This window comes from Bradyrhizobium sp. 141 (genome assembly GCF_023074055.1).
Lineage (GTDB): Bacteria > Pseudomonadota > Alphaproteobacteria > Rhizobiales > Xanthobacteraceae > Bradyrhizobium.
In genome coordinates, this window is record NZ_JADPKR010000113.1 from 83248 (window position 1) to 105610 (window position 22363).

Here is a 22363-nt window from a genome sequence, read left to right on the forward strand (position 1 = left end):
GACCGGCATGTTGCGAAAATTCCTGATTGCGCTGTCTCTCCTTGCCCTGCCGTCGCTGGCCGAGGCCGCCGATATCACCGGCACGGCAAAAGTCCGCGCCGGCGATGCCGTCGTGATCGGCAACACGCGCATCCGGCTCGGCGGCATCGACGCGCCCGCAGTCGACCAGCTCTGCCTCAACACCAAGACCGAGCGCTGGACCTGCGGCCTTGCGGCGCGCGACGAACTCGCCAAATACGCCGACGGCAAGAGCTGGGTCTGCCACACGAGGTCGATCGACCGGCGCGGCCGCACCGTGGCGCGCTGCGAGGTCGGCGGCGAGGACATCCAGAAATGGCTGGTGCGCAGCGGCTGGGCGCTGGCCTACACCCGCATCTCCAAAGACTACGAGCCCGACGAGGCCGCCGCGCGTGAGGCAAAAGCCGGGATGTGGCAGGGCGCCTTCATCGCGCCCTGGGACTGGCGCGTCCGCAACAAGAAGACCGTCATCCTGGGCGCGACCAAGCCGCCCGACGGGGCGCATGCGGTGCTGCTCGCCTCGGCCTCGGGACCGGTCGCGCCCTCCCCGGATTGCACCATCAAGGGCAACGTCAACAGCGCCGGCGAGTGCATCTTTCACCAGCCGACCAGCCGCTGGTACACCCAGATCAAGATGAAGATCAGCAAGGGCACCCGCTGGTTCTGCTCGGTCGAGGATGCGGAAGCCGCCGGCTGCCGCGAGACCAAACGATAACCCAGACCTGCGTTTTGGGCGCTTTTCCAAGGCGTCAGCGCCACGTAAAAGTATGAATCAGCGATCCACCATCCTGTTCTCAAGCAACAAGGACTGACAGCAATGACCGTTCGCGCGGGCCGGGAGTTTCTGGCCATCCCCGGGCCCACCAACATGCCCGACGAGGTGCTGCGGGCGATGCACCGTCCGGCGATCGATATCTATTCCAAGCAGATGCTCGATCTGACCGAGAGCCTGCTCGCGGATATTTCGAAGCTGTTTGCGACCAAAGGCAAATCCTACATCTACATCGCCAACGGTCACGGCGCCTGGGAAGCGGCGCTCAGCAACGTGCTGTCGCGCGGCGACAAGGTGCTGGTGCTGGAGAGCGGCCGCTTCGCGATCGGCTGGGGCAATGCGGCAGCCCTCATGGGCGCCGAGGTCGAGGTGCTCAAGGGCGACTGGCGCCGTGCCGTGCGGCCGCACGAGGTCGAGGAGCGCCTGCGCCGCGACAAGGAGCACACCATCAAGGCCGTCGTCGTCGTCCAGGTCGACACCGCCTCAGGCGTGCAGAACGACGTCGAGGCGATCGGCAAGGCGATCAAGGCGGCCGGTCATCCCGCGCTGTACATGGTCGACACCGTGGCCTCGCTCGGCTGCATGCCGTTCGAGATGGACAAATGGGGCATCGACGTCGCGATGTCCGGCTCGCAGAAGGGCCTGATGACGCCGCCCGGCCTCGGTTTCGTCGCCGCCAATGCGCGTGCGCTCGAGGTGCACAAGAAGGCGAACATGTCGACGCCCTATTGGAGCTGGAGCGAACGCGAGGGCACCGAGAATTATCGCAAATATGCCGGCACCGCGCCGGTGCATCTGTTGTTCGCGCTGCGCCAGGCAATCGACCTCTTGCACGAGGAAGGCCTGGAGAACGCCTTCCGCCGCCACAGCCTGCTCGGCGAAGCCGCGCGCCGCGCCGTTGCCGCATGGTCCGAAGGCCAGGTGCTCGGCTTCAACGTCGCGGAAGCCAGCGAGCGCTCCAACACCGTGACCACGGTGACCATGAGCAACGGCCATGACCCCGCGGTGCTGCAACGCTATTGCAAGGACAAGTGCGGCGTCGTGCTCGGCACCGGCATCGGCGACCTCTCGGGACAAGCCTTCCGCATCGCCCATATGGGCCACGTCAATGCGCCAATGCTGCTCGGCACGCTCGGGGTGATCGAGGTGGGCCTGAACGCGCTGAAGATCCCGCACGGCAAGGGCGGACTGGAAGCGGCGGTGGCGTATCTCGGGGAAGAGGTGGCGGTGTAGGGCGCAAGCCACAAGCGCGCTGTCAAACGAACTCGCGGAGAAATACCCCTCACCCATCTCGCCGCTCCGCGGCGAGCCACCCTCTCCCACAAGGGGAGAGGGTGAGATCAGCGCTCGACGCGATACGCCTCGACCTGGGCCTTCAACTCATCCAGTGATGTCGTCGGCTTGCTGCGATCAACCCGATACTCCCCGTTCGCCAACCATCTCAGCACCATCGCGTCGATCACCGGCGAGTGGTGGATGACATCACCGTAATTATTGAGATCGTGCGTCACCGTCTTGATCGCGCGGAAATCGTACAGACGCACGTTGGGAAGCTGCGTCAGGCGCCTGGCGATGTGCGCCGTGAGACCGGTGACGATCTTCAGCGTCGCAGGCGATGCATCGCGCATCGCGACGAATTGCAGGATCGAATAGGGCGGGAAGTAGATGTCGAAGGTCACGTCGGGATGGCGCGTGATCAGGCCGACGGCATCGCGCTCGAAATGACTGACCATGGCGTCGTAGCCGTAGCCTTCACCGAGAAAGCTGCTGCGCGTGGGAGCGGTGATGTAGGTAAAGGCCGCGAGCGTCCGCTTGGCGTTGTAGCCGCTCGCGACGTCGAAATCCCTGGCCAACGCATAGATGTCGTCGACATCGGAAAGCGCAAACTTGATGGGGAGGTAAGGCGCCGCCCGCGTCAGCGGCGCTCGCAGCGGCGGAACCGAGCGCAGCAATGCGAACAGGGATTCCTTCGCCATCGCGGCGCTGAACAGATAGGACGCGAACCCCTTGGCTGTCCCCCGATAGAGATCGACGGACAGATAGGGATCCGTCTCGATGTCGGCCGCATCGACGAAGATGAAATCGTCCATCGCCCAGATCACCCGTTTTGCGCCGCCGTCGATGGCCTGCTCCAGCACAAAGCTATGCTGGCGCGAGTTGGAGCCGGTCATGGCCAACTTCAGGGAGCGGACACCGAGCGCGCGATCGATGTCGCTCTGGCGGAAATGGATCGCGAGCGAGGTGCCCATGAAAGCGGTGTCGAACGACTGGCTGCGGATCAGCCCGGCATTCTGCACGCGGGTGTCATCGGAATAGAAGGCCGCGAGACGCGAGGGGCGGAACAGTTGCAAGGGATCGACGACGTAGGTGAGCGAGGCCGCGCCCAGCACGCCCGCGATGCTGGCCAGCAGAAGAAGTCTCAGCTGTGTGAACGTGCCCTGCATCAGAAGCGGAAGTAGATGAATTCGCTGTGGCTCTGGATGCCGAGGAGCCCGAATGCGAGTACCAGCGACGCCGCATAGAGGACCAGCGGCCGCATGCGCCCTGCCCGCAAGGCCTCGCCGACCCTGCGGTTGCCGTGATCATATCCCATGAGCGCTTGCGTGTTTGGCGCCAGCCACACCAGCGCAGCGTAGATGGAGACCAGCACCAGCGCCGCGATCTCCTCGCGGCCGAACACGATATTCGAGGGATCAGCCATGGAGTGGAGGACGCGGAGCGCCCAGGCGACGCTCTCGGCGCGGAAGAACACCCAGGCAACGACGACGGCCAGGAAAGTCAGCGCTGCTCCGGCGACGCGGGCCGGGCGCGCGAGAACAGATGGAATGGTCGGCACCAGCGCATTGAAGGCGTGATTGAGACAGAGATAGGCGCCGTGCAGCGCGCCCCAAATGACAAAAGTCCAGGCCGCGCCATGCCAGAGGCCGCCGAGCAGCATTGTAATCATCAAATTGGCATAGCGCAGCACGCGGCCGCGCCTGTTACCCCCGAGCGGAATGTAGAGATAATCGCGCAGGAACTGCGACAGCGTCATGTGCCAGCGGCGCCAGAACTCGACGATGTTCGTCGCCTTGTAAGGCGAGTTGAAGTTCACGGGCAGGAAGATTCCGAACATCAGCGATATCCCGATCGCCATGTCGGAATAGCCGGAAAAATCGAAATAGAGCTGGAACGTATAGGCGAGCACACCACACCAGGCCTGATCGAAGCTCGGCGAGCGCGCCTCGAAGGCGAGCGCGACCAGCGGCTGGATGCCGTCGGCAAGGCAGGTCTTCTTGAACAGGCCGATGGCGAAGATGATGACGCCGCATAAAATGAGATGCGCGTCCGGGCGCTTCGTTTCCTCTCGCTCGAATTGCGGGATCATGTCCTTGTGGTGGAGGATCGGTCCGGCGATCAGATGCGGGAAATAGGTCACGAACAGCGCGTAGTGCGGCAGCGCGTAAGCCGCGACCTGGCCGCGATACGCATCCACCAGAAATGCGATCTGGGTGAACGTGTAGAAGGAGATGCCGACCGGCAGCAGGATGTGAACGGCGAAATGGGTGCCGGCGAGCGCATTGATGTTCTCGGTGACGAAGCCGGCATATTTGAAGATGCCGAGCACGAGGAGATCGCCGATGACGCCACAAGCGAGCGCTATCTTTCGTTGCGACGGGACGAGCTCCGCCACGATGAGGAGATGGCCGACGCCATAATTGAACGCGATCGACAGCAGCAGCAGGGCCACGAACTGCCAGCTGCCGATCGCATAGAAGGCGAGCGAGGCCAGCGCCAGCCAGATCACCGGGGTCAGATTGCTGCGCCGCCCGAGCCAGAAAAAGCCGGCCAGCACGACCGGCAGGAACAGCAGAATGAAAGGATAGGAATTGAACAGCATCAGGCTGCAACCGGCGGCGGGGATATGGTTCCTAAAGCATACATGCGGTCCAGCAACAACCCGGCGACATGGCGCAGTCCTTGGCGCAGTTGCGCTGGCAATTCGCGGAATCGGGACGATATAAGACGGTGCCTCCTCTCCCTCTCCCCGTTCTTACGGGGAGAGGGCTGGGGTGAGGGGCCTCTCTCCGCGGACAAGACCTGTCGAGGGACCTGTACCCCCTCACCCGGATCGCAAGAGCGATCCGACCTCTCCCCGCAGGCGGGGAGAGGTAAGAAAGGAGCGCCGCCCGAACGAGACATGATGAGGATCGAGTGACCCAGGCCAAAACACCTTCCCAGCCCCCCGTCGCCCCGCGCCGGCCGCATTCCTTCACGCGGCACGGGATCAATGTGACCGACGACTATGCCTGGCTGAAGGACGCGAAATGGCAGGAGGTGCTTCGCGATCCCAAGGTGCTCGATCCCGACATCCGCAAATATCTCGACGAGGAGAACGTCTATACCGAGAGCCTGCTCGGCCATACCGCCAGCCTGCAGAAGACGCTGGTGCGGGAGATGCGCGGGCGCATCAAGGAGGACGATTCCAGCGTGCCCTCGCCGGATGGGCCGTTCGCCTATTTCCGCAGGTTTCGCGAGGGCGGACAGCACGAGCTGTTCGGTCGCATGCCGCGCGAGGGCGGCGACGGCGATATCGTGCTCGACGGCGACGCGCTCGCCAAGGACCACAAATATTTCAAGTTCGGCGGCAGCCGGCATTCGCACGATCACAAGCTCCAGGCCTGGAGCGCGGACACCAAGGGGTCCGAATATTTTTCGATCCGCGTCCGCGACTGGGCGAGCGGCAAGGATTTCGACGACGTCGTCGAGGAGACCGACGGCGGCATGGTGTGGTCCGCGGATTGCAAGAGCTTCTTCTATGTGAAGCTGGACGACAACCACCGGCCGATGCAGGTGTGGCGGCACAGGCTCGGCACCAGGCAGGCCGACGACACGCTCGTCTATGAAGAGCAGGATGCCGGCTGGTTCACCCATCTGCACGAGAGCACCAGCGGCCGCTTCTGCGTAATCGCGGGCGGCGACCACGAGACTTCCGAGCAGCGGCTGATCGATCTCGCCCATCCCGAGGCGCCGCCGCGGCTGGTCGCGGCGCGCGAGGAAGGCGTGCAATATTCGCTGGCCGATCGCGGCGATCAGCTCTTCATCCTCACCAATGCCGACGACGCCATCGACTTCAAGATCGTCACCGCGCCGCTTGTCTCGCCCGAGCGCAAGAACTGGCGCGATCTGATCCCGTATCGTCCCGGCATCTACATCATCGACCTCGACCTCTATGCCGGCCATCTGGTGCGGCTGGAGCGCGCCAATGCGCTGCCGTCGATCGTGATCCGCGATCTCGCCTCGAACGAGGAGCATGCCATCGCCTTCGACGAAGCCGCCTATTCGCTGGATACGATGGGCTCCTACGAATTCGAGACGACGAATTTGCGTTTTTCCTATTCGTCGATGACGACGCCGTCGGAGGTCTACGACTATGACATGGTCAAGCGCACGCGCACCTTGCGCAAGCGCCAGGAAATCCCGTCCGGCCACGACGCCGCCGACTACGTCACCACGCGCATCATGGCGAAGGCGCATGACGGCGCCGAGGTGCCGGTGTCGATCCTCCATCGCCGCGGGCTCCAGCTCGACGGCTCGGCGCCGCTGCTGCTCTACGGCTACGGCTCCTACGGCATGGCGATGCCGGCCTCGTTCAGCGCCAACCGCCTGTCGCTGGTCGATCGCGGCTTCGTCTACGCCATCGCTCATATTCGCGGCGGCGCCGACAAGGGCTGGGGCTGGTATCTCGACGGCAAGCGCGAGAAGAAGACCAATTCGTTCGACGATTTCTCAGCCAGCGCGCAGGCGTTGATCGCTGCAAAATACACCAGCGCCAAGCGCATCGTCGGCCATGGCGGCTCGGCCGGCGGCATGCTGATGGGCGCGGTCGCCAACCGCGCCGGCGAGCTGTTCGCCGGCATCGTCGCCGAGGTGCCGTTCGTGGACGTGCTCAACACCATGCTCGACGACACGCTGCCGCTGACGCCGCCGGAATGGCCGGAATGGGGCAACCCGATCGAGAGCGAAAAGGATTTTCGCACCATACTATCGTACTCGCCGTACGACAATGTAGCCGCGAAGGAGTATCCGGCGATCCTCGCGATGGGCGGCTTGACCGATCCGCGCGTCACCTATTGGGAGCCGGCAAAATGGATCGCGCGCCTGCGCGCGACCATGAGCGGCGGCGGTCCGGTCCTGCTCCGCACCAACATGGGCGCCGGCCATGGCGGCGCCTCGGGGCGGTTCGATCGGCTCGATGAAGTCGCGATCGTGTACGCATTTGCGCTGTGGGCGGCGGGAATGGCGAAGGCCGGAGTGTAAGCGAACCCCGCAGCCTTGTAGGGTGGGCAAAGCGAAGCGTGCCCACGATCTTGTGCCGTTTCGAACAGAAGGTGGGCACGGCGCAAATGCGCCTTTGCCCACCCTACGGCAGCCTGACTCGTGGCGACTACTTCACACCGCCCCGTGCGCTTCCACATACAGCGCGTAAATCGAATGGCTGCTGGCCATGTAGAGACGGTTGTTCTTGGGGCCGCCGAAGCAGAGATTGGCGCAGCGCTCGGGCAGCTTGATGAAGGCGAGCGGCTTGCCTTCCGCGTTGAACACCATCACGCCGTCGAGATCCTCCGGCCTGGCCTTGAGCTGGAACACCTTGCGGCCGCCGACGTCGCTCGGCTCGGATTGCAGCGCGCCGTTGGAGCCCCAGCCGCACCAGAGATTGCCGTCGCGGTCGACGCGGAAACCATCGAGCGAGCCCTGGTCGGCGGCGTCGATCAGCTTGGTCTTGCCGCTGAGGGCGCCATCGTCGCCGACGTTGTAGCTCCAGATGCTGCGGTTGGGCGTGCCCTTCCACTCGACGACGTAGAGCTTCTTCTCGTCCGGCGAGAAGGCGATGCCATTGGGATTGACGAGATCGGTGAGGACGGCGGTGATCTTGCCGTCCTTGGCGATGCGATAGACGTTGGTGGTGGCCTGCTCGGCCTTCTCCTTCTTGCCTTCCCATTCGCCATTGATGCCGAACAGCGGATCGGTGAACCAGATGCTGTCGTCGGACTTCACCACGATGTCGTTCGGCGCGTTCAGCCGCTTGCCCTCGAACTTGTCGGCAAGCACGGTGATCTTGCCGTCCTTCTCGGTGCGGGTGATGCGGCGGGTGACGGAATGCTCGCAGGTGACGAGACGGCCCTGGCGATCCCTGGCGTTGCCGTTGGCGTAATTGGCATTGGCGCGGAACACGCTGGTCTGCCCGGTCTTCTCGTCGAACTTCATGATCCGGTTGTTGGGAATGTCGGAGAACAGCAGATAGCCGCCTTCGGGGAAATAAGCGGGACCTTCGGCCCAGCGCATGCCTGAAGCGACCTGCTCGACCGTCGAGGAATAGAGCCGGTATTTTGTGAAGCTCGGATCGAGAACCTGGACGGCGGGATCGGGATAGCGCTGGTTCGGCGTGAACGGGAACGATTGCGCGCCGGCAGCACGGGCGAGAAGCGTGGTCGCCATCGCTGCGCCGGCGCCGGCCACGAGGTTACGTCGCGTGAAATTCATGGAAGTCCTCCCTGCTTGATAAAAGGCCGGCGCTTGATGCGGCCGGCCTGTTTCTTGACGTGATCTGCTCTCGGCCTTAGCGGCCGTTCTTCTTTCGCCATTCCGCAAAGTCGGTCAGCGTCTGCGGATCGGTGGCGGGATAGAGACCGAAGATGCCCCGACCCTTGCCGACTTCCTCGGTGACAAAGTCCTCGAACGCGGTCATCTCGAAGGTCTCGTTGGCAATCTCGTCCGCGAGATGCGCGGGGATCACGATGACGCCGTCGGCATCACCGAGGATGACGTCGCCGGGAAACACCGGTGCGTCACCGCAACCGATCGGGACGTTGATCTCGATCGCCTGATGCAGCGTGAGATTGGTCGGCGCCGAGGGACGGTGATGGTAGGCAGGAATGCCGAGCTTGGCGATCTCGGCGGAATCGCGAAAGCCGCCGTCGGTGACGACGCCGGCGACGCCGCGCTTCATCAACCGCGTCACCAGGATCGCACCGGCCGAGGCCGCGCGCGCGTCCTTGCGGCTGTCCATCACCAGCACGCTGCCTGCCGGACAATCCTCGACTGCCTTGCGCTGCGGGTGCGAGCGATCCTTGAAGACCTCTATCGTGTTGAGATCCTCGCGCGCCGGCATGTAGCGCAGCGTGAAGGCTTCACCGACCATGGTCGGCTGGTCCGCGCCGAGGGGGTGCACGTCCTGGATCATCTGGACGCGCAGGCCGCGCTTGAACAGCGCGGTGGCGACCGTGGCGGTGGAGACGGATTTGAGCTTGGTGCGGGTCGCTTCGCTGAGTTTTGTCATTCGTGGGCTCTCTCTGTCGTCATTCCGGGGCGCGCGTAGCGCGAACCCGGAATCCATCAGGCCGCACGTTCTGCTGCACGATGGATTCCGGGCTCATCGCTTCGCGATGCCCCGGAATGACGGGGACATTAATAAATCGACGGCTCGCCGATCGGCGCACCGAAATCGGTCTCGAGGAAGTCGAAGTCGCAGCCGTCATTGGCCTGCTTGATGTGTTTGGTGAACATCCAGCCATAGCCGCGCTCGAAGCGGCGCTCGGGCTGCTTCCAGGCGGCGCGGCGCTTGTCGAGCTCGGCTTCGCTCACATCCAGATTGATGGTGCGGGCGGCGACGTCGAGCGTGATGCGGTCGCCATTCTGCACCAAGGCCAATGGACCGCCGATGTAGGACTCGGGCGAAACGTGCAGGATGCAGGCGCCATAGCTGGTGCCGCTCATGCGCGCGTCCGAGAGGCGCACCATGTCGCGCACGCCCTGCTTCACGAGCTTGGTCGGGATCGGCAGCATGCCCCATTCCGGCATGCCCGGCCCGCCCTGCGGCCCCGCATTGCGCAGGATCAGGATATGGTCCTCGGTGACGTCGAGGTTGGGATCGTCGACCGCCTTCTTCATCGAGGGATAGTCATCGAACACCAGCGCTGGTCCCGTGTGCTTGAGGAAACGCGGCGCGCAGGCGCTCGGCTTGATGACGCAGCCATCGGGCGCGAGATTGCCCTTGAGCACGGCCAGCGCGCCTTCCTTGTAGATGGGATTGTCGACCGAGCGGATCACGTCGGCATTGTGCACCTCGGCGCCCTCGATGTTCTCACGAAGCGTCTTGCCGGTGACTGTGATGCAATCGAGATGCAGATGCGGCTTGATCTGGCCCATCAGCGCCGGCAGACCGCCGGCGTAGAAGAAATCCTCCATCAGATAGGCATCGCCGCTGGGACGGACGTTGGCGATCACGGGCACCTTGCGGCTCGCGATCTCGAAATCGTCGAGCCCGATATCCTGGCCGGCGCGGCGGGCCTGCGCGATCAGATGGATGATCGCGTTGGTCGAGCAGCCCATCGCCATCGCCACTGCAATGGCGTTCTCGAAGGCCTTGCGAGTCTGGATCGTCTTCGGCGTCAGATCCTCCCACACCATCTCGACGATGCGGCGGCCGCATTCGGAGGCCATGCGAATGTGGTTGGCGTCGGCGGCGGGAATTGAGGAGGCGCCCGGCAGCGTCATGCCGATCGCTTCCGCAATCGCGGTCATGGTCGAGGCGGTGCCCATGGTCATGCAGGTGCCGTAGCTACGGGCGATGCCGGCTTCGATATCGAGCCAGTCCTTGTCGGATATCTTTCCGGCGCGGCGTTCGTCCCAGTATTTCCAGCCGTCCGAGCCGGAGCCGAGCGTCTTGCCCTTCCAATTGCCGCGCAGCATCGGGCCTGCCGGCAGATAGATCGCCGGAATGTTCATCGAGGTCGCGCCCAAGAGCAGCGCCGGCGTGGTCTTGTCGCAGCCGCCCATCAGCACCACGCCGTCGACGGGATGGCTGCGCAGCAATTCCTCGGCGTCCATCGCCAGCAGATTGCGATAGAGCATGGTGGTGGGCTTGAGCAGCGATTCCGACAGCGACAACGCCGGCAGTTCGATCGGAAAGCCGCCGGCCATCAGGATGCCACGCTTGACGTCGTCGACGCGCGACTTGAAGTGCATGTGGCAGGGCTGCGCGTCCGACCAGGTGTTGAGGATCGCGATGATCGGGCGGTCCTTCCACTCCTCCGGAGCATAGCCCATCTGCATCGTACGGGAGCGGTGGCCGAACGAGCGGAGATCGTCAGGCGCGAACCAGCGCGCGCTGCGGAGCTGGTCGGGCGTGATTTTCTTCTTGGTCATGATTGGGTGCCCCATTTCTGCACGGTGTTCCGCTCGATGGCGCGGAAGATCAGGTTCTCGACAAAGAGGCCGATGATGATCACCGTCAAGAGGCCTGCGAAGACCGCAGGTATGTCGAGCAGATTGCGGTTCTCGAAGATGAACCAGCCGAGTCCCCCTTGACCCGAGGACACGCCGAACACCAGCTCGGCCGCGATCAGCGTACGCCAGGCAAAAGCCCAGCCGATTTTCAGCCCCGTCAGGATCGAACCAAAAGCCGCAGGGATGAGGATTTTCGCGACGTAAGGCAGCCCGCGCAGGCCGTAATTGCGGCCGACCATGCGCAGCGTGTTGGACACGCTCTTGAAGCCGGAATGGGTGTTGAGCGCGACCGGCCACAGCACCGAATGGATCAGCACGAAGACGAGACTGCCATTGCCGAGCCCGAACCAGATCAGCGCGAGCGGCAACAGCGCGATCGCCGGCAACGGGTTGAACATCGCCGTCACGGTCTCGAGAAAATCGGTGCCGATGCGGGTCGAGATGGCGAGAATGGTGAAGATCGCGGCCAGCGTGATGCCGGCCGAATAGCCCATGAACAGCACTTTCAGCGACGTCCACGCGCGCATCGGAATGGTGCCGTCCTTGACGCGATCGAACAGCGTGACGGCTGTATCGTGTAGCGTCGGGAACAGCAGCGGATTGTCGAGGGCGACGCCGTACGCTTCCCAGATCGCCGCCAGGAACAGAATGATGACGGACTTGCGGACGAAGCCGTCGTTCCACAACAATTCAGGCACGCTCAGCTTGCGCTCGACCTCGCCAGCACCTGAAACGGCGGCCGGCTCGGCCCGCAGCAATATCTTGGCTTCGCCCATCAGAGGCTCCTCAATGCGCGGTCGCTTCTTGCGCGAACAGGAGATCGTGGATCTCCTTCTCGAGCCGGCCGGCGCTACCGTCTTCGTTTGAGACCTTGTCGACGTCGACCACCTCGGCCTTGACGCGGCCGGGATGCGGCGACAGCAGCAGGATGCGGTTGCCGATGCGGATCGCTTCCGCGATCGAATGGGTCACGAACAACACCGTGAATTTGGTCTCGCTCCAGAGCTGGAGCAGCTCGTCCTGGCAGGTCCGGCGCGTCAGCGCATCGAGCGCGGCGAACGGCTCGTCCATCAGCAGGATATCAGGCTCCATCGCCATCCCGCGCGCGATCGCGACGCGCTGCTTCATGCCGCCCGACAGCGTATGCGGATAGGCGTCGACGACGCGGGTCAGGCCGACCTTCTCGATATAGGCCCGCGCCTTCGCTTCCGCGTCCTTGCGCGACAGCTTTCGCGCGGTCAGCAGCGGAAACATCACATTGGCGAGCACACTCTTCCAGGGCAGCAGCTGGTCGAACTCCTGGAAGATCATCATGCGATCGGCGCCGGGACCGTGGATCTCGCGATCGCCGATCGTCATGCGGCCTTCGCTCGGGCTCATGTAGCCGCCGACGGCTTTGAGCAGGGTCGACTTGCCGCAGCCGGAGGGACCGAGCAGCACGAAGCGGTCGGACTTGTCGACCGTAAAGCTCACCCTCTCCGTGGCGGTGACGACGGCGCTGGAGGTCTTGTAGCGCAGCGTCACGCCACTGACGTCGAGCAGCGCCATCAGTTGCCCTTCAGATCGTGGGCGATGGGCAGATAATAATCGGTCCACGCCTTGGGCTGGTTCTTCAGCGTGCCGGTCTTGAACAGATGGGCGGCGAACTTCATCGTGCCCTGCGGCTCGAGATTCCACTCCATCATGCCGGGCTCCTTGAGGAGATCGAGCAGCTCTTCGACCGAAGTCTTGTCGCCGGTGACCTCCTTGTAGATCTCGACCGCCTGCTTGGTGTCGCTGCGGATCAGATTCTGCGCTTCCTTGGTCGCGTCGCGCACGGCCTGGATGATCTTTGGATTGGCTTCGGCAAACTTCGTCGTGGTGAAGAACTGGGCCTGGCTGAGCGGTCCGCCCATCACGTCCGGCGATGACAGCACGATATGCGCGCCCGGTACGTTCTTCAGCTCCAGGAAGGTAAAGGGCGGGATCGAGAAGTGGTTGTGCACCTCGTGCTTGGGGTTGGACAGCGCCGCATAGGCGTCGGGATGGCCGAGCTGCACGGTGTTGGCGTCGAGCTTCGACCATTGGTCGGCACCAAAGGCCTCGGCGGCTGCGATCTGAAGCACGATCGCCTGGGTCGAGACCTTGACGGTCGGCACCGCGATCTTGTCGGAGGGGCCGAAGTCCTTGATCGACTTGATGTTGGCGTCGCGGCTGATCAGCGTCATCGGCTGCGCCGAGGTCGCGACGATGCCCTTCACGCCGCCGCGGGTGCGATCCCACAGCAGCAGGAGGTTGCCGGTGCCGGTGTTGAGGATGTCGACGCCGCCGGCGAGCAGCGCGTCGGTCTGCGCCCCGCCGCCGGAGAAGGTGATCCATTTGGTGGTGACGCCGGAGACGCCGAGGGATGCTGCGTGCTTCTCGATCAGCTTCAGCTTCTCCATGATATGGCTCGGCATGTAGAAAATGCCGGGCTGGCGCGACAGCGCGATCTCGGATTTCTGCTGGGCGTGCGCGGCATTTGCCGCCAGGACGGCTGCGGCGATCAGGACGGCAGCCGCAAGCTTGCTTCGAAGATGCGTGATCATTGTTGTGTGTTTCCTCCGGTCATCGTCGAGCTGCGTTGACGCTACTGATGCACTAATATATTAGTGCATCAAAGGCAAGCCCGCAGGACCCGCGATGGAATCACCCCACCCCGCGCCGCGCGCGGCACCACGACCGGCCGCCCGGCTCGACCGCGGCCGCCAAGCCGCACCGCAGGTGTTCGAGCGGTTGCGCAACGCAATCATCGCCCTCGAACTGCCGCCCGGCGCCCCGCTGTCGCGCGCCGAGCTTGCCAGCCAGTTCGGCGTCAGCTCGACCCCGGTGCGCGATGCGCTGATGCGGCTCGAGGAGGAAGGCCTGGTCGACGTGTTTCCGCAACATGCGACCGTGGTCAGCCGGATCGACGTCGATCGCGCGCAACAGGCGCATTTCCTGCGCCAGGCACTGGAGATGGAGATCGTCCGCCTGCTCGCAACCGGTCCCGAGGCGTCCCTGATCGTGCGTCTGGATCACACCATTGCATTGCAACAGCAATTCGCCAGGGCTGGCGACTTCGAGGCCTTCATGGCCGCCGACAACGATTTTCACGCCCGGCTCTACATAGCTGCGGGCAAGCAGGATCTGTGGGCGCTGGTGCGCAGCCGCAGCGGACACAGCGACCGGCTGCGCCGGCTGCACCTGCCCTCACCCGGCAAGGCCCAGAACATCGTGCGCCACCACAAGCTGATCACGCGCGCGATCGAGGCCGCAGACGCCGACGCTGCGCAACAGCACCTGCGCCAGCATCTGTCAGGCACGTTGAGCGAGCTCGACAGGATCCGGAGCAACTATCCGGAATATCTGACGGATTAGGCGGCCGGCCGGCGTGATGAACCCTTATGCACGCAACTGTGCATAAGTATGGCTCCGGATTTCGGCTTAGGCGAGCATTCGCCGGACATTCGCGAAGTGCTTGCAGGCTGGACGGAATCCGCGCAACAATTTCATCTTTGATGGTTTGATTTGCGGCCGGCGGGGATCTCCCATCCGGCCCGGAGGAATTCAGACGTGGCCAACATCCTGATCGTGGATGACGACCCGGCCGTTCAAATCACGATCCGGCTGCTCCTGGAGAGGGCCGGTCATCACGTCACCGTCGCCGGCGATGGCCGCAAGGGACTTGCGCTGTTCGAGGCGGGCCGGTTTGATCTGCTGTTTCTCGACATCTTCATGCCTGGCATGGACGGGCTGGAGACGATGCGTCACATCCGGGTGCTAGTCCCGGCCATTCCGATCATCGTCATTTCCGGCCGCTCGATCACGCCGGACGCCTATGCAGAGCCGGACTTCCTGAAGATGGCGACCAAGCTCGGCGCTGTGGCAAGCCTGCAAAAGCCATTCAGACCCGGGGCGCTGCTCGCCGCGGTCGACGGCTGCCTGAAGGCGGGCGAGCCGGAGGGGTCCGATGTCAGCTCCGGTCACCGATAACGAGGACTCCTCTGCTTCAGGCCAGATCGGCCGCGATCGTCCGGGAAGCCCTGCGAGCACCCCCCTGACGCTCGCCACGCGGCTGGCCATCGCAATGATCTTGCTAGTGGCGGTCACCGTGGCCGCGGTCGGTTGGCTGGGCTTTCGCAACACCACGCAAGCGGTCATTCCGCGCGTGCTGGAGCGGGTCGAGGCCCAGTCACGCCTGCTGGCAACCAACCTCGAAACCTACGTCGCCGGCGTGCGCGGCGATCTGATCGGCTATCGCGCCGCCGCGGCCATCAACGGCCTGATCCGCGCTCACGTCGGGGGCGGGATCGACCCTTCTGACGGTGTCTCGGAGCAAACCTGGCGCGAGCGTATCGCCACGCGGCTCGCGGCCGAGATCGAGGCCAAGCCAATCTACGCGCAATTCCGGATCATCGGCCTCGACGACGACCAACGCGAACTGGTGCGCGTCGACCGTTCCGGCCCGAATGGCGCGGCACGGATCGTCCCCGGCAACGAATTGGAACGCAAGGGCGAACGAACCTACTTTCAGGACACGATACGGCTGGCGCCGGGCGAGATTTACGTTTCGCCCATCGATCTCGCGACCCGCAAGGGCGGCACCACGGACTCGCACGTTCCGACGCTGCGGGTCGCCACGCCACTGTTCACGCCGGATGGCAAGCCGTTCGGTATCATCATCGCCAATATCGACATGCGTCCGGCCCTCGACCACGTCCGCGCGACGTCGAATTCGGGTGGAGAGATTTACGTCGTGAATTCGCGCGGCGACTATCTCGTTCATCCCGATCGCGCGCGCGAATTCGGTTCATTGCGGGGCCACCCCACCAACTGGCGCGATGATTTTCCATTCTTCTCAGCCTTGGCCGGCACCTCGGACGTATCCACGCGGCTCATGACCGACGGGTCGGGCCGGCCGAGCGGCGCGGCGATCGCGCCGGCCCTGCTGGCAGGAAAGGAATGGACCGCGATCATCGTGACCATTCCCCCGTCCGTCTTCGGCCGGGTGCCGGCCGCCATTCAAAAGACGTCCTTGCTGGTTGGCGCGCTTGCCGTCCTCGCCGCGGCTTCACTCGCGGTGCTGCTTGCGCGCTCATTGACTCGCCCGATCGGCCGCCTCACCGCGGCCGTGGAGGCAATCGGCCGCGGAAAGCCGGCGGACATCCCCGTCGATGCCAGCGGCGAGACCGGCGTGCTGGCGCGTGCTTTCGCCCGGATGGTCGAAGAGACCCGGGCGAAAACGGCCGCACTCGAGCGCGAGGTCCGGGAGCATCGCCGCACCGAGGCCGCGCGAAGCCATCATGCGGCGCGCGAGCAATTGTTCAGCGCCGCCGTCGAATCATCCGACGACGCGATCGTGATGCAATCGCTCGACGCCATCATCACGGGCTGGAATCCGGCGGCCGAACGCCTCTACGGCTATTCGGCGAATGAAGCGATCGGGAAATCCACCTCGATTATTGTCCCGCCCGACCGCCGTGCCCATGGCAAGGACTATTTGGCGCGGATCGCGCGGGGTGAGCCGATCGAGCGGTTCGAAACGGTGCGCCTGCGCAAGAACGGCACGCCGGTCGAGATTTCGCTCAGCCTGTCGCCGATCAGGGGGCCTTCGGGCGAGGTCGTCGGCGTCTCCGGGACCGCGCACAGCCTTACCGAGGCGCGGCGGGCCGAGCGGCAGCTCCAGCAGCAGATCGAGGAGCGCCGGCAGATCTTCGACACCTCGCAGGATCTCATCATGATCATGGATGCGCGGGGCCATGTCGCGCAGATCAGTCCGAGCAGCGAGACCATTCTCGGCTACCGGCCGGACGAGATGATCGGCCGCAGCGGCGCCGACTTCGTTCATCCTGACCATCTGGCGCAATCGCGCGAGGACATGCGCGCGCTACGGCGCGGCGAACGCCCCAAGCTCGGCGACACCCGCTGCTTCCACAAGAACGGACACGAGGTCTGGCTGTCCTGGCTCGGCAGCTGGTCCGAAAAGGCGCATCGCTTCTACTTTGCCGGGCGCGACATGACGGAAGCGCGGCTCGCGCAGGAATCGCTGCGCGAGAGCGAGCGGCTCGCCCGCAACATCGTCGAGACCTCGCTCGACGCCTTCATCCAGACCGACGAAACCGGCAGCATCCTGAACTGGAACTCGCAGGCCGAACAGCTCTTCGGCTGGCGCCGCGACGAGGTGCTCGGCCAGAGCACGATCGACCTCATCGTCGCCGCGAGCGAACGCGAAAGGGTCAGGGCGGGCCTGAAGCAGTTCCTGGAGAGCGAGGACGGCAGATCACTGAATCGCCGCCGCGAGCTCGTGTGCCGCCGCCGCGACGGCAAGGAATTCAAGGCTGAGCTGAGCGTCACCGCGCTGAAGCGCCGCGAAGGCCTGCTGTTCAACGTCTTCTACCGCGACCTCACCGACAAGATCGCCGCGGACGAGCGCATCCGCCATGCCGAGAAGATGGAGGCGGTCGGCCAGCTCACCGGCGGCGTGGCGCACGATTTCAACAATATCCTCACCGTCATCACCGGGACGATCGAGATCCTCGCGGAGGCCGTCGAGAAGGAGCCGCAGCTTGCGGCCATCACCAAGATGATCGACGAGGCCGCCGCGCGCGGCGCCGACCTGACCCAGCACCTGCTCGCTTTCGCGCGCAAGCAGCCGCTCCAGCCGCGCGAGATCGACATCAACTCGCTGGTCGTCGACACCGCGAAACTGCTGCGGCCGACACTGGGCGAGCAGATCCTGATCGAATCCGTGTTCGAGGACGAGATTTGCGTTGCGATCGTCGATCCCAACCAGCTCACCACCGCGATCCTCAACCTCGCGCTCAACGCCCGCGACGCCATGCCCGGTGGCGGCAAGCTCATCGTGGAAACCGGCGCCGCCTATCTCGACGAGGTCTATGCCAGCGTCAACGATGTCCGCCCCGGCCATTACGTGCTGATTGCCGTGAGCGACACCGGCACCGGAATTCCCGCGAGCATGCTGCCCAGGGTGTTCGACCCCTTCTTCACCTCGAAGGGACCGGGCAAAGGCACCGGACTCGGGCTCTCGATGGTCTACGGCTTCATCAAGCAGTCCGCCGGCCACATCAAGATCTACAGCGAGGAAGGCCACGGCACCACGATCAAGATGTACCTGCCGCCCGGCAAGACGCCGACAGCGCCCGGTGAAGGCGTGACGCCGGCGACGATCGAGGGCGGACACGAGACGATCCTGGTGGTCGAGGACGACAGGCTGGTGCGCGACTATGTGCTGGCGCAGCTGCATTCGCTGGGTTACGTCACCTTGCAGGCCGCAAACGCCGCGGAGGCGCTCGCGATCGTCGCCGCCGGAAAGCCGTTCGACCTTCTGTTTACCGACGTCATCATGCCCGGCAAGATGAACGGACGGCAGCTCGCCGACGAGCTCCAGAAGACGCGCCCCGATCTCAGGGTGGTCTACACATCGGGCTATACCGAGAATGCGATCATCCATCACGGCCGGCTGGATTCCGGCGTTCTGCTGCTGGCGAAGCCCTATCGCAAATCGGATCTGGCGCGGATCATCCGCAAGGCGCTGCACGAGCAACGCGCGGTCCGTAGCCCGGATGAAGCGTAGCGCAATCCGGGAGCAGTCTCGCCGCACGCAGGAACCCGAATTACGCTTCGCTCCATCCGGGCTACGAAACGTAACCGCGTCTTACGACGCGCGCTGGGCCGCGGTCATCACGATGCGGATCAGATCGGCGGCGTTGCGCGCGCCGAGCTTCTTCATGATGTTGGCGCGGTGGTCCTCGATGGTGCGCGGGCTGATGCCGAGCGTGCGGCCGGCTTCCTTGTTCGACGCGCCTGCCGCGAACTGCTCGAGCACCTCGCGCTCCCTGCGCGTCAGCGGCTCGCGTCCGGGGAAATGCAGCGAGCCGAATTTCGGCGAGGCGTTCTCCGCCTGCCTGCGCGCATAGGCGCCGATCGCCTCGTCGAGCCGGCCGACGATCTCGCTGCCCCGGAACGGCTTCTCGATGAAGTCGAGCGCGCCGCTCTTGATCGCGCCCACCGCCATCGCGATGTCGCCCTGTCCGGAGATCATGAAGATCGGCGCCGGATAGTCCTCGCCGTGCAGCTCCTTCAGAATGTCGAGGCCCGACTTTCCGGGGATGTTCACGTCCAGCAGGATCGCAGCCGGTGTACGGTTTCGCGCGATGGAGAGCAGCGCTGCGCCGTCCGCAAAACAGATCACCTCATAGCCCGCCGCCTTCAACACCATCGAAAGAGTGTCGCGAACGGCAGGGTCGTCGTCGACCACGAAGATTTCACCGCGAGAGCTTTGTTCGGCCATGTGCCACATCCGGTTGGCATGAAGGACTCGCGTGCGCGCCAACCGTTTATGGCGTTCGGCGCGGATTCGGCCCACCCGTATTTGTACGGGACAAGGACTTAACGCACAAGTAGCGGCAAGGTGCCTTATTGCGGGGTACGGAGAATATCCATGCTAAATTTCGCTGGCACACCCCCGCTCGTCGCGATGCCCGAAACTGACAGCCGTCAGTTGATCGCTGCCGATCTTCGCGCTCTGATCACACGGATCGAGAGCAGCATGCGCCTGATCGACGCAGCCATGATGGAAACCAGCATGTTGGAAACAGGCTTGCTGGATACGGGCTTGCTGGATACGGGCTTGGCGCAGGGCGATCCGGCGGGTTCCGCCGACATTTTCGTGCTCGACGACGTCACGCCGCGCTATGCGACGGCGAGCGCCGCCCTCAATGCCTGTCGGGCGGGCCTCGGCCACGCCCTGCAATGTCTGTCGGAATCCGGCACCCCGGCATAGAGCGCGATCGGCGCGGCCCAGCAGCCGCATCCCATCGCATGGCAGCTCCGCAGCTTAGGCGCGGTGCCGTTCCACGATCGCGTCGGTGGCGACGCCGCCCCAGGTATGCATCGCCGGAAGTCCCATCGCGGTCTTGCCGAGATTGGCGAGGCTGATGCGCAAGGCCGCGAGGTCGAGCGGCTTCGGCAGGCTCTGGAGCTCGATCCCGACGGACCGGGCGAAGCTGCGGGCGGCGCTGCGGCGCTTGCCGTCCATGCCGCTGATGACAATCACGGCGCCGCCGAATTTCGCGGCCGCCATCTCGCGCAGCACGTCGATGCCGTCGCCATCCTCCAGCACGAGATCGAGCGTCACGCAATCGAAGCGGGCGGCACGAAGCTTCTCGATCGCGTCCGCTACCGACGGCGCCACGGTGACTTCGTGGCCGGCCTGCTTGGCGGCGACCGTGATCAGGCTGCGCTGCGTGGCGTCGTCATCGACCACCAGGAGCTGAAGCGCACGCCGTTCGGCGCCATCGGGCAGGTTTGACGGGATGGGGGAAAGAGAACTTCTGGGCATTGCCGTATCCTGAGATTGAGACCGCCAACGGATACACGGTTCGCGCTTAAGCGACGTAAAGCGGCCAAGGCAAATTCGCTCGGATGTTTCAGCAAATGTAAAGCAACCTGGCGGACAGCGCGGCGGCTGCCACGCCGATCAGGCCGCTTCGTCACGGCCGCCGGCCGCGCCGCGCTTCTTCCTGTTCTTGCCGCGCAGGAACTGGATGTCCATTTCGGCGCCGTTGACGCGGACGAGCTCACAGCGGCGGTAGGCGAGGCCCGTGGACGACAGCAGCAGGAAGAACTCTTTCAGGTTCAAGCCTTGGATCGAGCCTTCCACCGTCAGGATGGCGTCGGTGTCGGAGATCGCGTTGAGCTTGCAGTCGCGGCGCCAGGTGCCGTCGATGGCCATGATGCAGACGTCATAGCCGCGACTGAACGTCACGCGTTCCGTGCCCTTGCCATCCTCGGCCATGTCTAGCGTCCTGCCATCACCGCCATGCGCGGTGCTGCGCCGGCGAGAGCCGGCTTGGCGGCCGCGGCACGCGGATCGTTCGGCTTGTAGAGGCCGCGCCGCTCCGGAATCGGGCGGAACGTATCGGTCAGACCGACCACGGTTTCGGCCGCGCCCAGCACCAGGAAGCCGTCGGGCTCGATCTGGCGCGCCAGACGGTTGAAGATGCTGATCTTGGTATCCTGGTCGAAATAGATCAGCACGTTGCGGCAGAAGATGACGTCGAAGGTGCCGAGCTGGGAAAAATCGTGCAGCAGGTTGAGCTGGCGATGCTGGATCATCGCCCGCAGCTCGGGATTGATCTGCCAGGTCTCGCCGGTCTGCTTGAAATATTTCATCAGCATCTGGATCGGCAGGCCGCGCTGCACCTCGAACTGGCTGTAGATGCCGGCCTTGGCCTTCTCCAGCACCTCCTGCGACAAATCGGTCGCGATGATTTCGACGCGCCATCCGGTCAGGGCCGGGCCCATCTCCTTCAGGCTCATCGCCAGCGAATAGGGCTCCTGCCCGGTCGATCCGGCGGCGCACCAGATGCGCACGCTCCGACGCGCCGCGCGCGCCTTGATGACCTCGGGCATGATGGTGTCGCGGAAATGATCGAACGGGACCTTGTCGCGGAAGAAGAACGTCTCGTTGGTGGTCATGGCTTCGACCACGTCGGTGATCAGCGTACGCGAGCCGCCTTGCAGCTTCTGCACGAGCTCGGCGATACCAGAGAGCCCGGCCTTGCGGGCGAGCGGCAGCAGGCGGCTTTCGATCAGATATTGCTTGTCTGCGGACAGGTCGAGCCCGGAATTGTCCTTCAGGAACTTACGCAGATACTCATACTCGGTCGGGGTCACGGATGGCCTCTTCGAAGCTGTACTGGAACACTCTGGCCAAAGCACTTCGGCCAGACACACTCAGACCATGGCTTGTCCGACCGGGATCAAACCAACCTCTGCGAATTTGTCGGCGATGATGTCCTTGTCGAAGGGCTTCATGATGTACTCGTTGGCGCCGCCGCTGAGCGCCTGGGCGATATGAGCCACGTTGTTCTCGGTGGTGCAGAACACGACCTTGGGCTGGTCGCCGCCGGGCAGGCGGCGCATGTGGCCCATGAATTCGAAGCCGTCCATCACGGGCATGTTCCAGTCGAGCAGCACCGCATCGGGCAACTGCCGCTGACAGATCTCGAGCGCCTTCGAGCCGTCCTCGGCCTCGGTGACTTGGAATTCCAGGCCTTCCAGGATCCGGCGCGCGATCTTGCGCACGACGCTGGAATCATCGACCACCAAACATGTCTTCATTTCTGTTCTCCGGATTCGATGTTTCGTTTGGCTCACGCAGCCATCTGCACTTCGGTCTTCAGCTCGAGGACGCGATCGACGTCGAGGACGACCATGAGCTGTCCGTCGAGGCGGTGGACGCCGCCGGCGAGCTTGGCCATGCGGGGGTCGAGGTTGACG

At 64.3% G+C, this 22363-nt stretch carries 20 protein-coding genes and 1 pseudogene; 7 read left to right on the plus strand and 14 right to left on the minus strand.

What is annotated here, in order from left to right:
• Positions 1–7: 7 nt before the first annotated feature.
• Together IVA81_RS37795 and IVA81_RS37800 are read left to right on the plus strand one after the other, a co-directional pair.
• Positions 8–733 (plus strand): thermonuclease family protein, encoded by a 726-nt coding sequence (locus IVA81_RS37795; protein ID WP_247327678.1) that lies wholly within the window; start codon positions 8–10, stop codon positions 731–733.
• 102 nt (positions 734–835) lie between these two features.
• Positions 836–2023 (plus strand): aminotransferase class V-fold PLP-dependent enzyme, encoded by a 1188-nt coding sequence (locus IVA81_RS37800; RefSeq protein ID WP_247327679.1) that lies wholly within the window; start codon positions 836–838, stop codon positions 2021–2023.
• 107 nt (positions 2024–2130) lie between these two features.
• On the opposite strand, the gene IVA81_RS37805 is transcribed toward IVA81_RS37800, so the two are convergent.
• Together IVA81_RS37805 and IVA81_RS37810 are read right to left on the minus strand one after the other, a co-directional pair.
• Positions 2131–3234 carry a hypothetical protein gene (locus IVA81_RS37805; RefSeq protein ID WP_247327680.1) on the minus strand — a complete coding sequence of 368 codons (1104 nt, stop codon included), beginning with the start codon at positions 3232–3234 and terminating at the stop codon, positions 2131–2133.
• Positions 3234–4670: an MBOAT family protein gene (locus tag IVA81_RS37810; protein ID WP_247327685.1), complete on the minus strand. Its 1437-nt coding sequence runs from the start codon at positions 4668–4670 to the stop codon at positions 3234–3236. Before IVA81_RS37810 ends, IVA81_RS37805 begins: the two co-directional genes overlap by 1 nt.
• Positions 4671–4984: 314 nt before the next feature.
• On the opposite strand from IVA81_RS37810, the gene IVA81_RS37815 reads away from it, so the two are divergent.
• A complete protein-coding gene (locus tag IVA81_RS37815; RefSeq protein ID WP_247327687.1) occupies positions 4985–7090 on the plus strand; it encodes a S9 family peptidase in 2106 nt (701 codons plus the stop codon).
• A 132-nt stretch (positions 7091–7222) separates the two neighbouring features.
• Here the strand turns inward: IVA81_RS37815 and IVA81_RS37820 are convergent, their stop codons facing one another.
• From IVA81_RS37820 to IVA81_RS37845, 6 genes are all read right to left on the minus strand, one after another.
• Positions 7223–8314 (minus strand): SMP-30/gluconolactonase/LRE family protein, encoded by a 1092-nt coding sequence (locus IVA81_RS37820; RefSeq protein WP_247327690.1) that lies wholly within the window; start codon positions 8312–8314, stop codon positions 7223–7225.
• Positions 8315–8390: 76 nt separating this feature from the next.
• Positions 8391–9110: a ribonuclease activity regulator RraA gene (locus IVA81_RS37825; RefSeq protein WP_247327693.1), complete on the minus strand. Its 720-nt coding sequence runs from the start codon at positions 9108–9110 to the stop codon at positions 8391–8393.
• A 128-nt stretch (positions 9111–9238) separates the two neighbouring features.
• Positions 9239–10978, minus strand: coding sequence for an L-arabinonate dehydratase (gene araD, locus IVA81_RS37830; protein ID WP_247327700.1), 1740 nt, complete (start codon positions 10976–10978; stop codon positions 9239–9241).
• Positions 10975–11835 carry an ABC transporter permease gene (locus IVA81_RS37835; protein WP_247327701.1) on the minus strand — a complete coding sequence of 287 codons (861 nt, stop codon included), beginning with the start codon at positions 11833–11835 and terminating at the stop codon, positions 10975–10977. The genes araD and IVA81_RS37835 overlap by 4 nt, the downstream gene beginning before the upstream one ends.
• A 10-nt stretch (positions 11836–11845) precedes the next feature.
• Positions 11846–12607, minus strand: a complete 762-nt coding sequence (locus IVA81_RS37840; RefSeq protein ID WP_247327702.1) for an ABC transporter ATP-binding protein — start codon at positions 12605–12607, stop codon at positions 11846–11848.
• Positions 12607–13626 (minus strand): ABC transporter substrate-binding protein, encoded by a 1020-nt coding sequence (locus IVA81_RS37845; RefSeq protein ID WP_247327711.1) that lies wholly within the window; start codon positions 13624–13626, stop codon positions 12607–12609. Before IVA81_RS37845 ends, IVA81_RS37840 begins: the two co-directional genes overlap by 1 nt.
• A gap of 94 nt (positions 13627–13720) precedes the next feature.
• On the opposite strand from IVA81_RS37845, the gene IVA81_RS37850 reads away from it, so the two are divergent.
• The 3 genes from IVA81_RS37850 (at position 13721) to IVA81_RS37860 (ending at position 18653) form a co-directional block, all read left to right on the plus strand.
• Positions 13721–14437 (plus strand): GntR family transcriptional regulator, encoded by a 717-nt coding sequence (locus IVA81_RS37850; RefSeq protein WP_247327714.1) that lies wholly within the window; start codon positions 13721–13723, stop codon positions 14435–14437.
• A gap of 195 nt (positions 14438–14632) precedes the next feature.
• Entirely contained in the window at positions 14633–15052 is a 420-nt protein-coding gene (locus tag IVA81_RS37855; RefSeq protein WP_247327717.1) for a response regulator, read from the plus strand.
• On the plus strand, positions 15030–18653 hold the full coding sequence (locus tag IVA81_RS37860; protein WP_247327719.1) for a PAS domain S-box protein: 3624 nt from the start codon (positions 15030–15032) through the stop codon (positions 18651–18653). Before IVA81_RS37855 ends, IVA81_RS37860 begins: the two co-directional genes overlap by 23 nt.
• A gap of 81 nt (positions 18654–18734) precedes the next feature.
• Here IVA81_RS37860 and IVA81_RS37865 read toward each other — a convergent pair whose 3' ends face one another.
• Positions 18735–19370, minus strand: a complete 636-nt coding sequence (locus tag IVA81_RS37865) for a response regulator (protein WP_247327721.1) — start codon at positions 19368–19370, stop codon at positions 18735–18737.
• 150 nt (positions 19371–19520) lie between these two features.
• Here IVA81_RS37865 and IVA81_RS37870 point away from each other — a divergent pair, with 150 nt between their 5' ends.
• Complete coding sequence (locus IVA81_RS37870) at positions 19521–19862, plus strand: hypothetical protein (RefSeq protein ID WP_247327724.1); 342 nt, start codon at positions 19521–19523, stop codon at positions 19860–19862.
• Between the two features lie 54 nt (positions 19863–19916).
• On the opposite strand, the gene IVA81_RS37875 is transcribed toward IVA81_RS37870, so the two are convergent.
• The 5 genes and pseudogenes from IVA81_RS37875 to IVA81_RS37895 all read right to left on the minus strand — a co-directional run.
• On the minus strand, positions 19917–20420 hold the full coding sequence (locus IVA81_RS37875) for a response regulator (protein ID WP_247327728.1): 504 nt from the start codon (positions 20418–20420) through the stop codon (positions 19917–19919).
• Positions 20421–20558: 138 nt separating this feature from the next.
• Positions 20559–20876, minus strand: coding sequence for a hypothetical protein (locus IVA81_RS37880; RefSeq protein ID WP_018321617.1), 318 nt, complete (start codon positions 20874–20876; stop codon positions 20559–20561).
• A 2-nt stretch (positions 20877–20878) separates the two neighbouring features.
• Positions 20879–21757 (minus strand): protein-glutamate O-methyltransferase CheR, encoded by an 879-nt coding sequence (locus IVA81_RS37885; protein WP_247327731.1) that lies wholly within the window; start codon positions 21755–21757, stop codon positions 20879–20881.
• A gap of 60 nt (positions 21758–21817) precedes the next feature.
• A complete protein-coding gene (locus IVA81_RS37890) occupies positions 21818–22204 on the minus strand; it encodes a response regulator (protein WP_028143851.1) in 387 nt (128 codons plus the stop codon).
• Between the two features lie 32 nt (positions 22205–22236).
• A pseudogene (locus tag IVA81_RS37895) lies at positions 22237–22363 on the minus strand (chemotaxis protein CheW); the annotation flags it as partial.

Excerpts from the sequence above, each read along its gene's own strand:
- IVA81_RS37795 (WP_247327678.1), top strand. The coding sequence starts at position 8 with ATGTTGCGAAAATTCCTGATTGCGCTGTCTCTCCTTGCCCTGCCGTCG.
- IVA81_RS37800 (WP_247327679.1), top strand. The coding sequence starts at position 836 with ATGACCGTTCGCGCGGGCCGGGAGTTTCTGGCCATCCCCGGGCCCACC.
- IVA81_RS37805 (WP_247327680.1), bottom strand. The coding sequence starts at position 3,234 with ATGCAGGGCACGTTCACACAGCTGAGACTTCTTCTGCTGGCCAGCATC.
- IVA81_RS37810 (WP_247327685.1), bottom strand. The coding sequence starts at position 4,670 with ATGCTGTTCAATTCCTATCCTTTCATTCTGCTGTTCCTGCCGGTCGTG.
- IVA81_RS37820 (WP_247327690.1), bottom strand. The coding sequence starts at position 8,314 with ATGAATTTCACGCGACGTAACCTCGTGGCCGGCGCCGGCGCAGCGATG.
- IVA81_RS37825 (WP_247327693.1), bottom strand. The coding sequence starts at position 9,110 with ATGACAAAACTCAGCGAAGCGACCCGCACCAAGCTCAAATCCGTCTCC.
- araD (WP_247327700.1), bottom strand. The coding sequence starts at position 10,978 with ATGACCAAGAAGAAAATCACGCCCGACCAGCTCCGCAGCGCGCGCTGG.
- IVA81_RS37835 (WP_247327701.1), bottom strand. The coding sequence starts at position 11,835 with ATGGGCGAAGCCAAGATATTGCTGCGGGCCGAGCCGGCCGCCGTTTCA.
- IVA81_RS37840 (WP_247327702.1), bottom strand. The coding sequence starts at position 12,607 with ATGGCGCTGCTCGACGTCAGTGGCGTGACGCTGCGCTACAAGACCTCC.
- IVA81_RS37845 (WP_247327711.1), bottom strand. The coding sequence starts at position 13,626 with ATGATCACGCATCTTCGAAGCAAGCTTGCGGCTGCCGTCCTGATCGCC.
- IVA81_RS37850 (WP_247327714.1), top strand. The coding sequence starts at position 13,721 with ATGGAATCACCCCACCCCGCGCCGCGCGCGGCACCACGACCGGCCGCC.
- IVA81_RS37860 (WP_247327719.1), top strand. The coding sequence starts at position 15,030 with ATGTCAGCTCCGGTCACCGATAACGAGGACTCCTCTGCTTCAGGCCAG.
- IVA81_RS37865 (WP_247327721.1), bottom strand. The coding sequence starts at position 19,370 with ATGGCCGAACAAAGCTCTCGCGGTGAAATCTTCGTGGTCGACGACGAC.
- IVA81_RS37870 (WP_247327724.1), top strand. The coding sequence starts at position 19,521 with ATGCTAAATTTCGCTGGCACACCCCCGCTCGTCGCGATGCCCGAAACT.
- IVA81_RS37875 (WP_247327728.1), bottom strand. The coding sequence starts at position 20,420 with ATGCCCAGAAGTTCTCTTTCCCCCATCCCGTCAAACCTGCCCGATGGC.
- IVA81_RS37880 (WP_018321617.1), bottom strand. The coding sequence starts at position 20,876 with ATGGCCGAGGATGGCAAGGGCACGGAACGCGTGACGTTCAGTCGCGGC.
- IVA81_RS37890 (WP_028143851.1), bottom strand. The coding sequence starts at position 22,204 with ATGAAGACATGTTTGGTGGTCGATGATTCCAGCGTCGTGCGCAAGATC.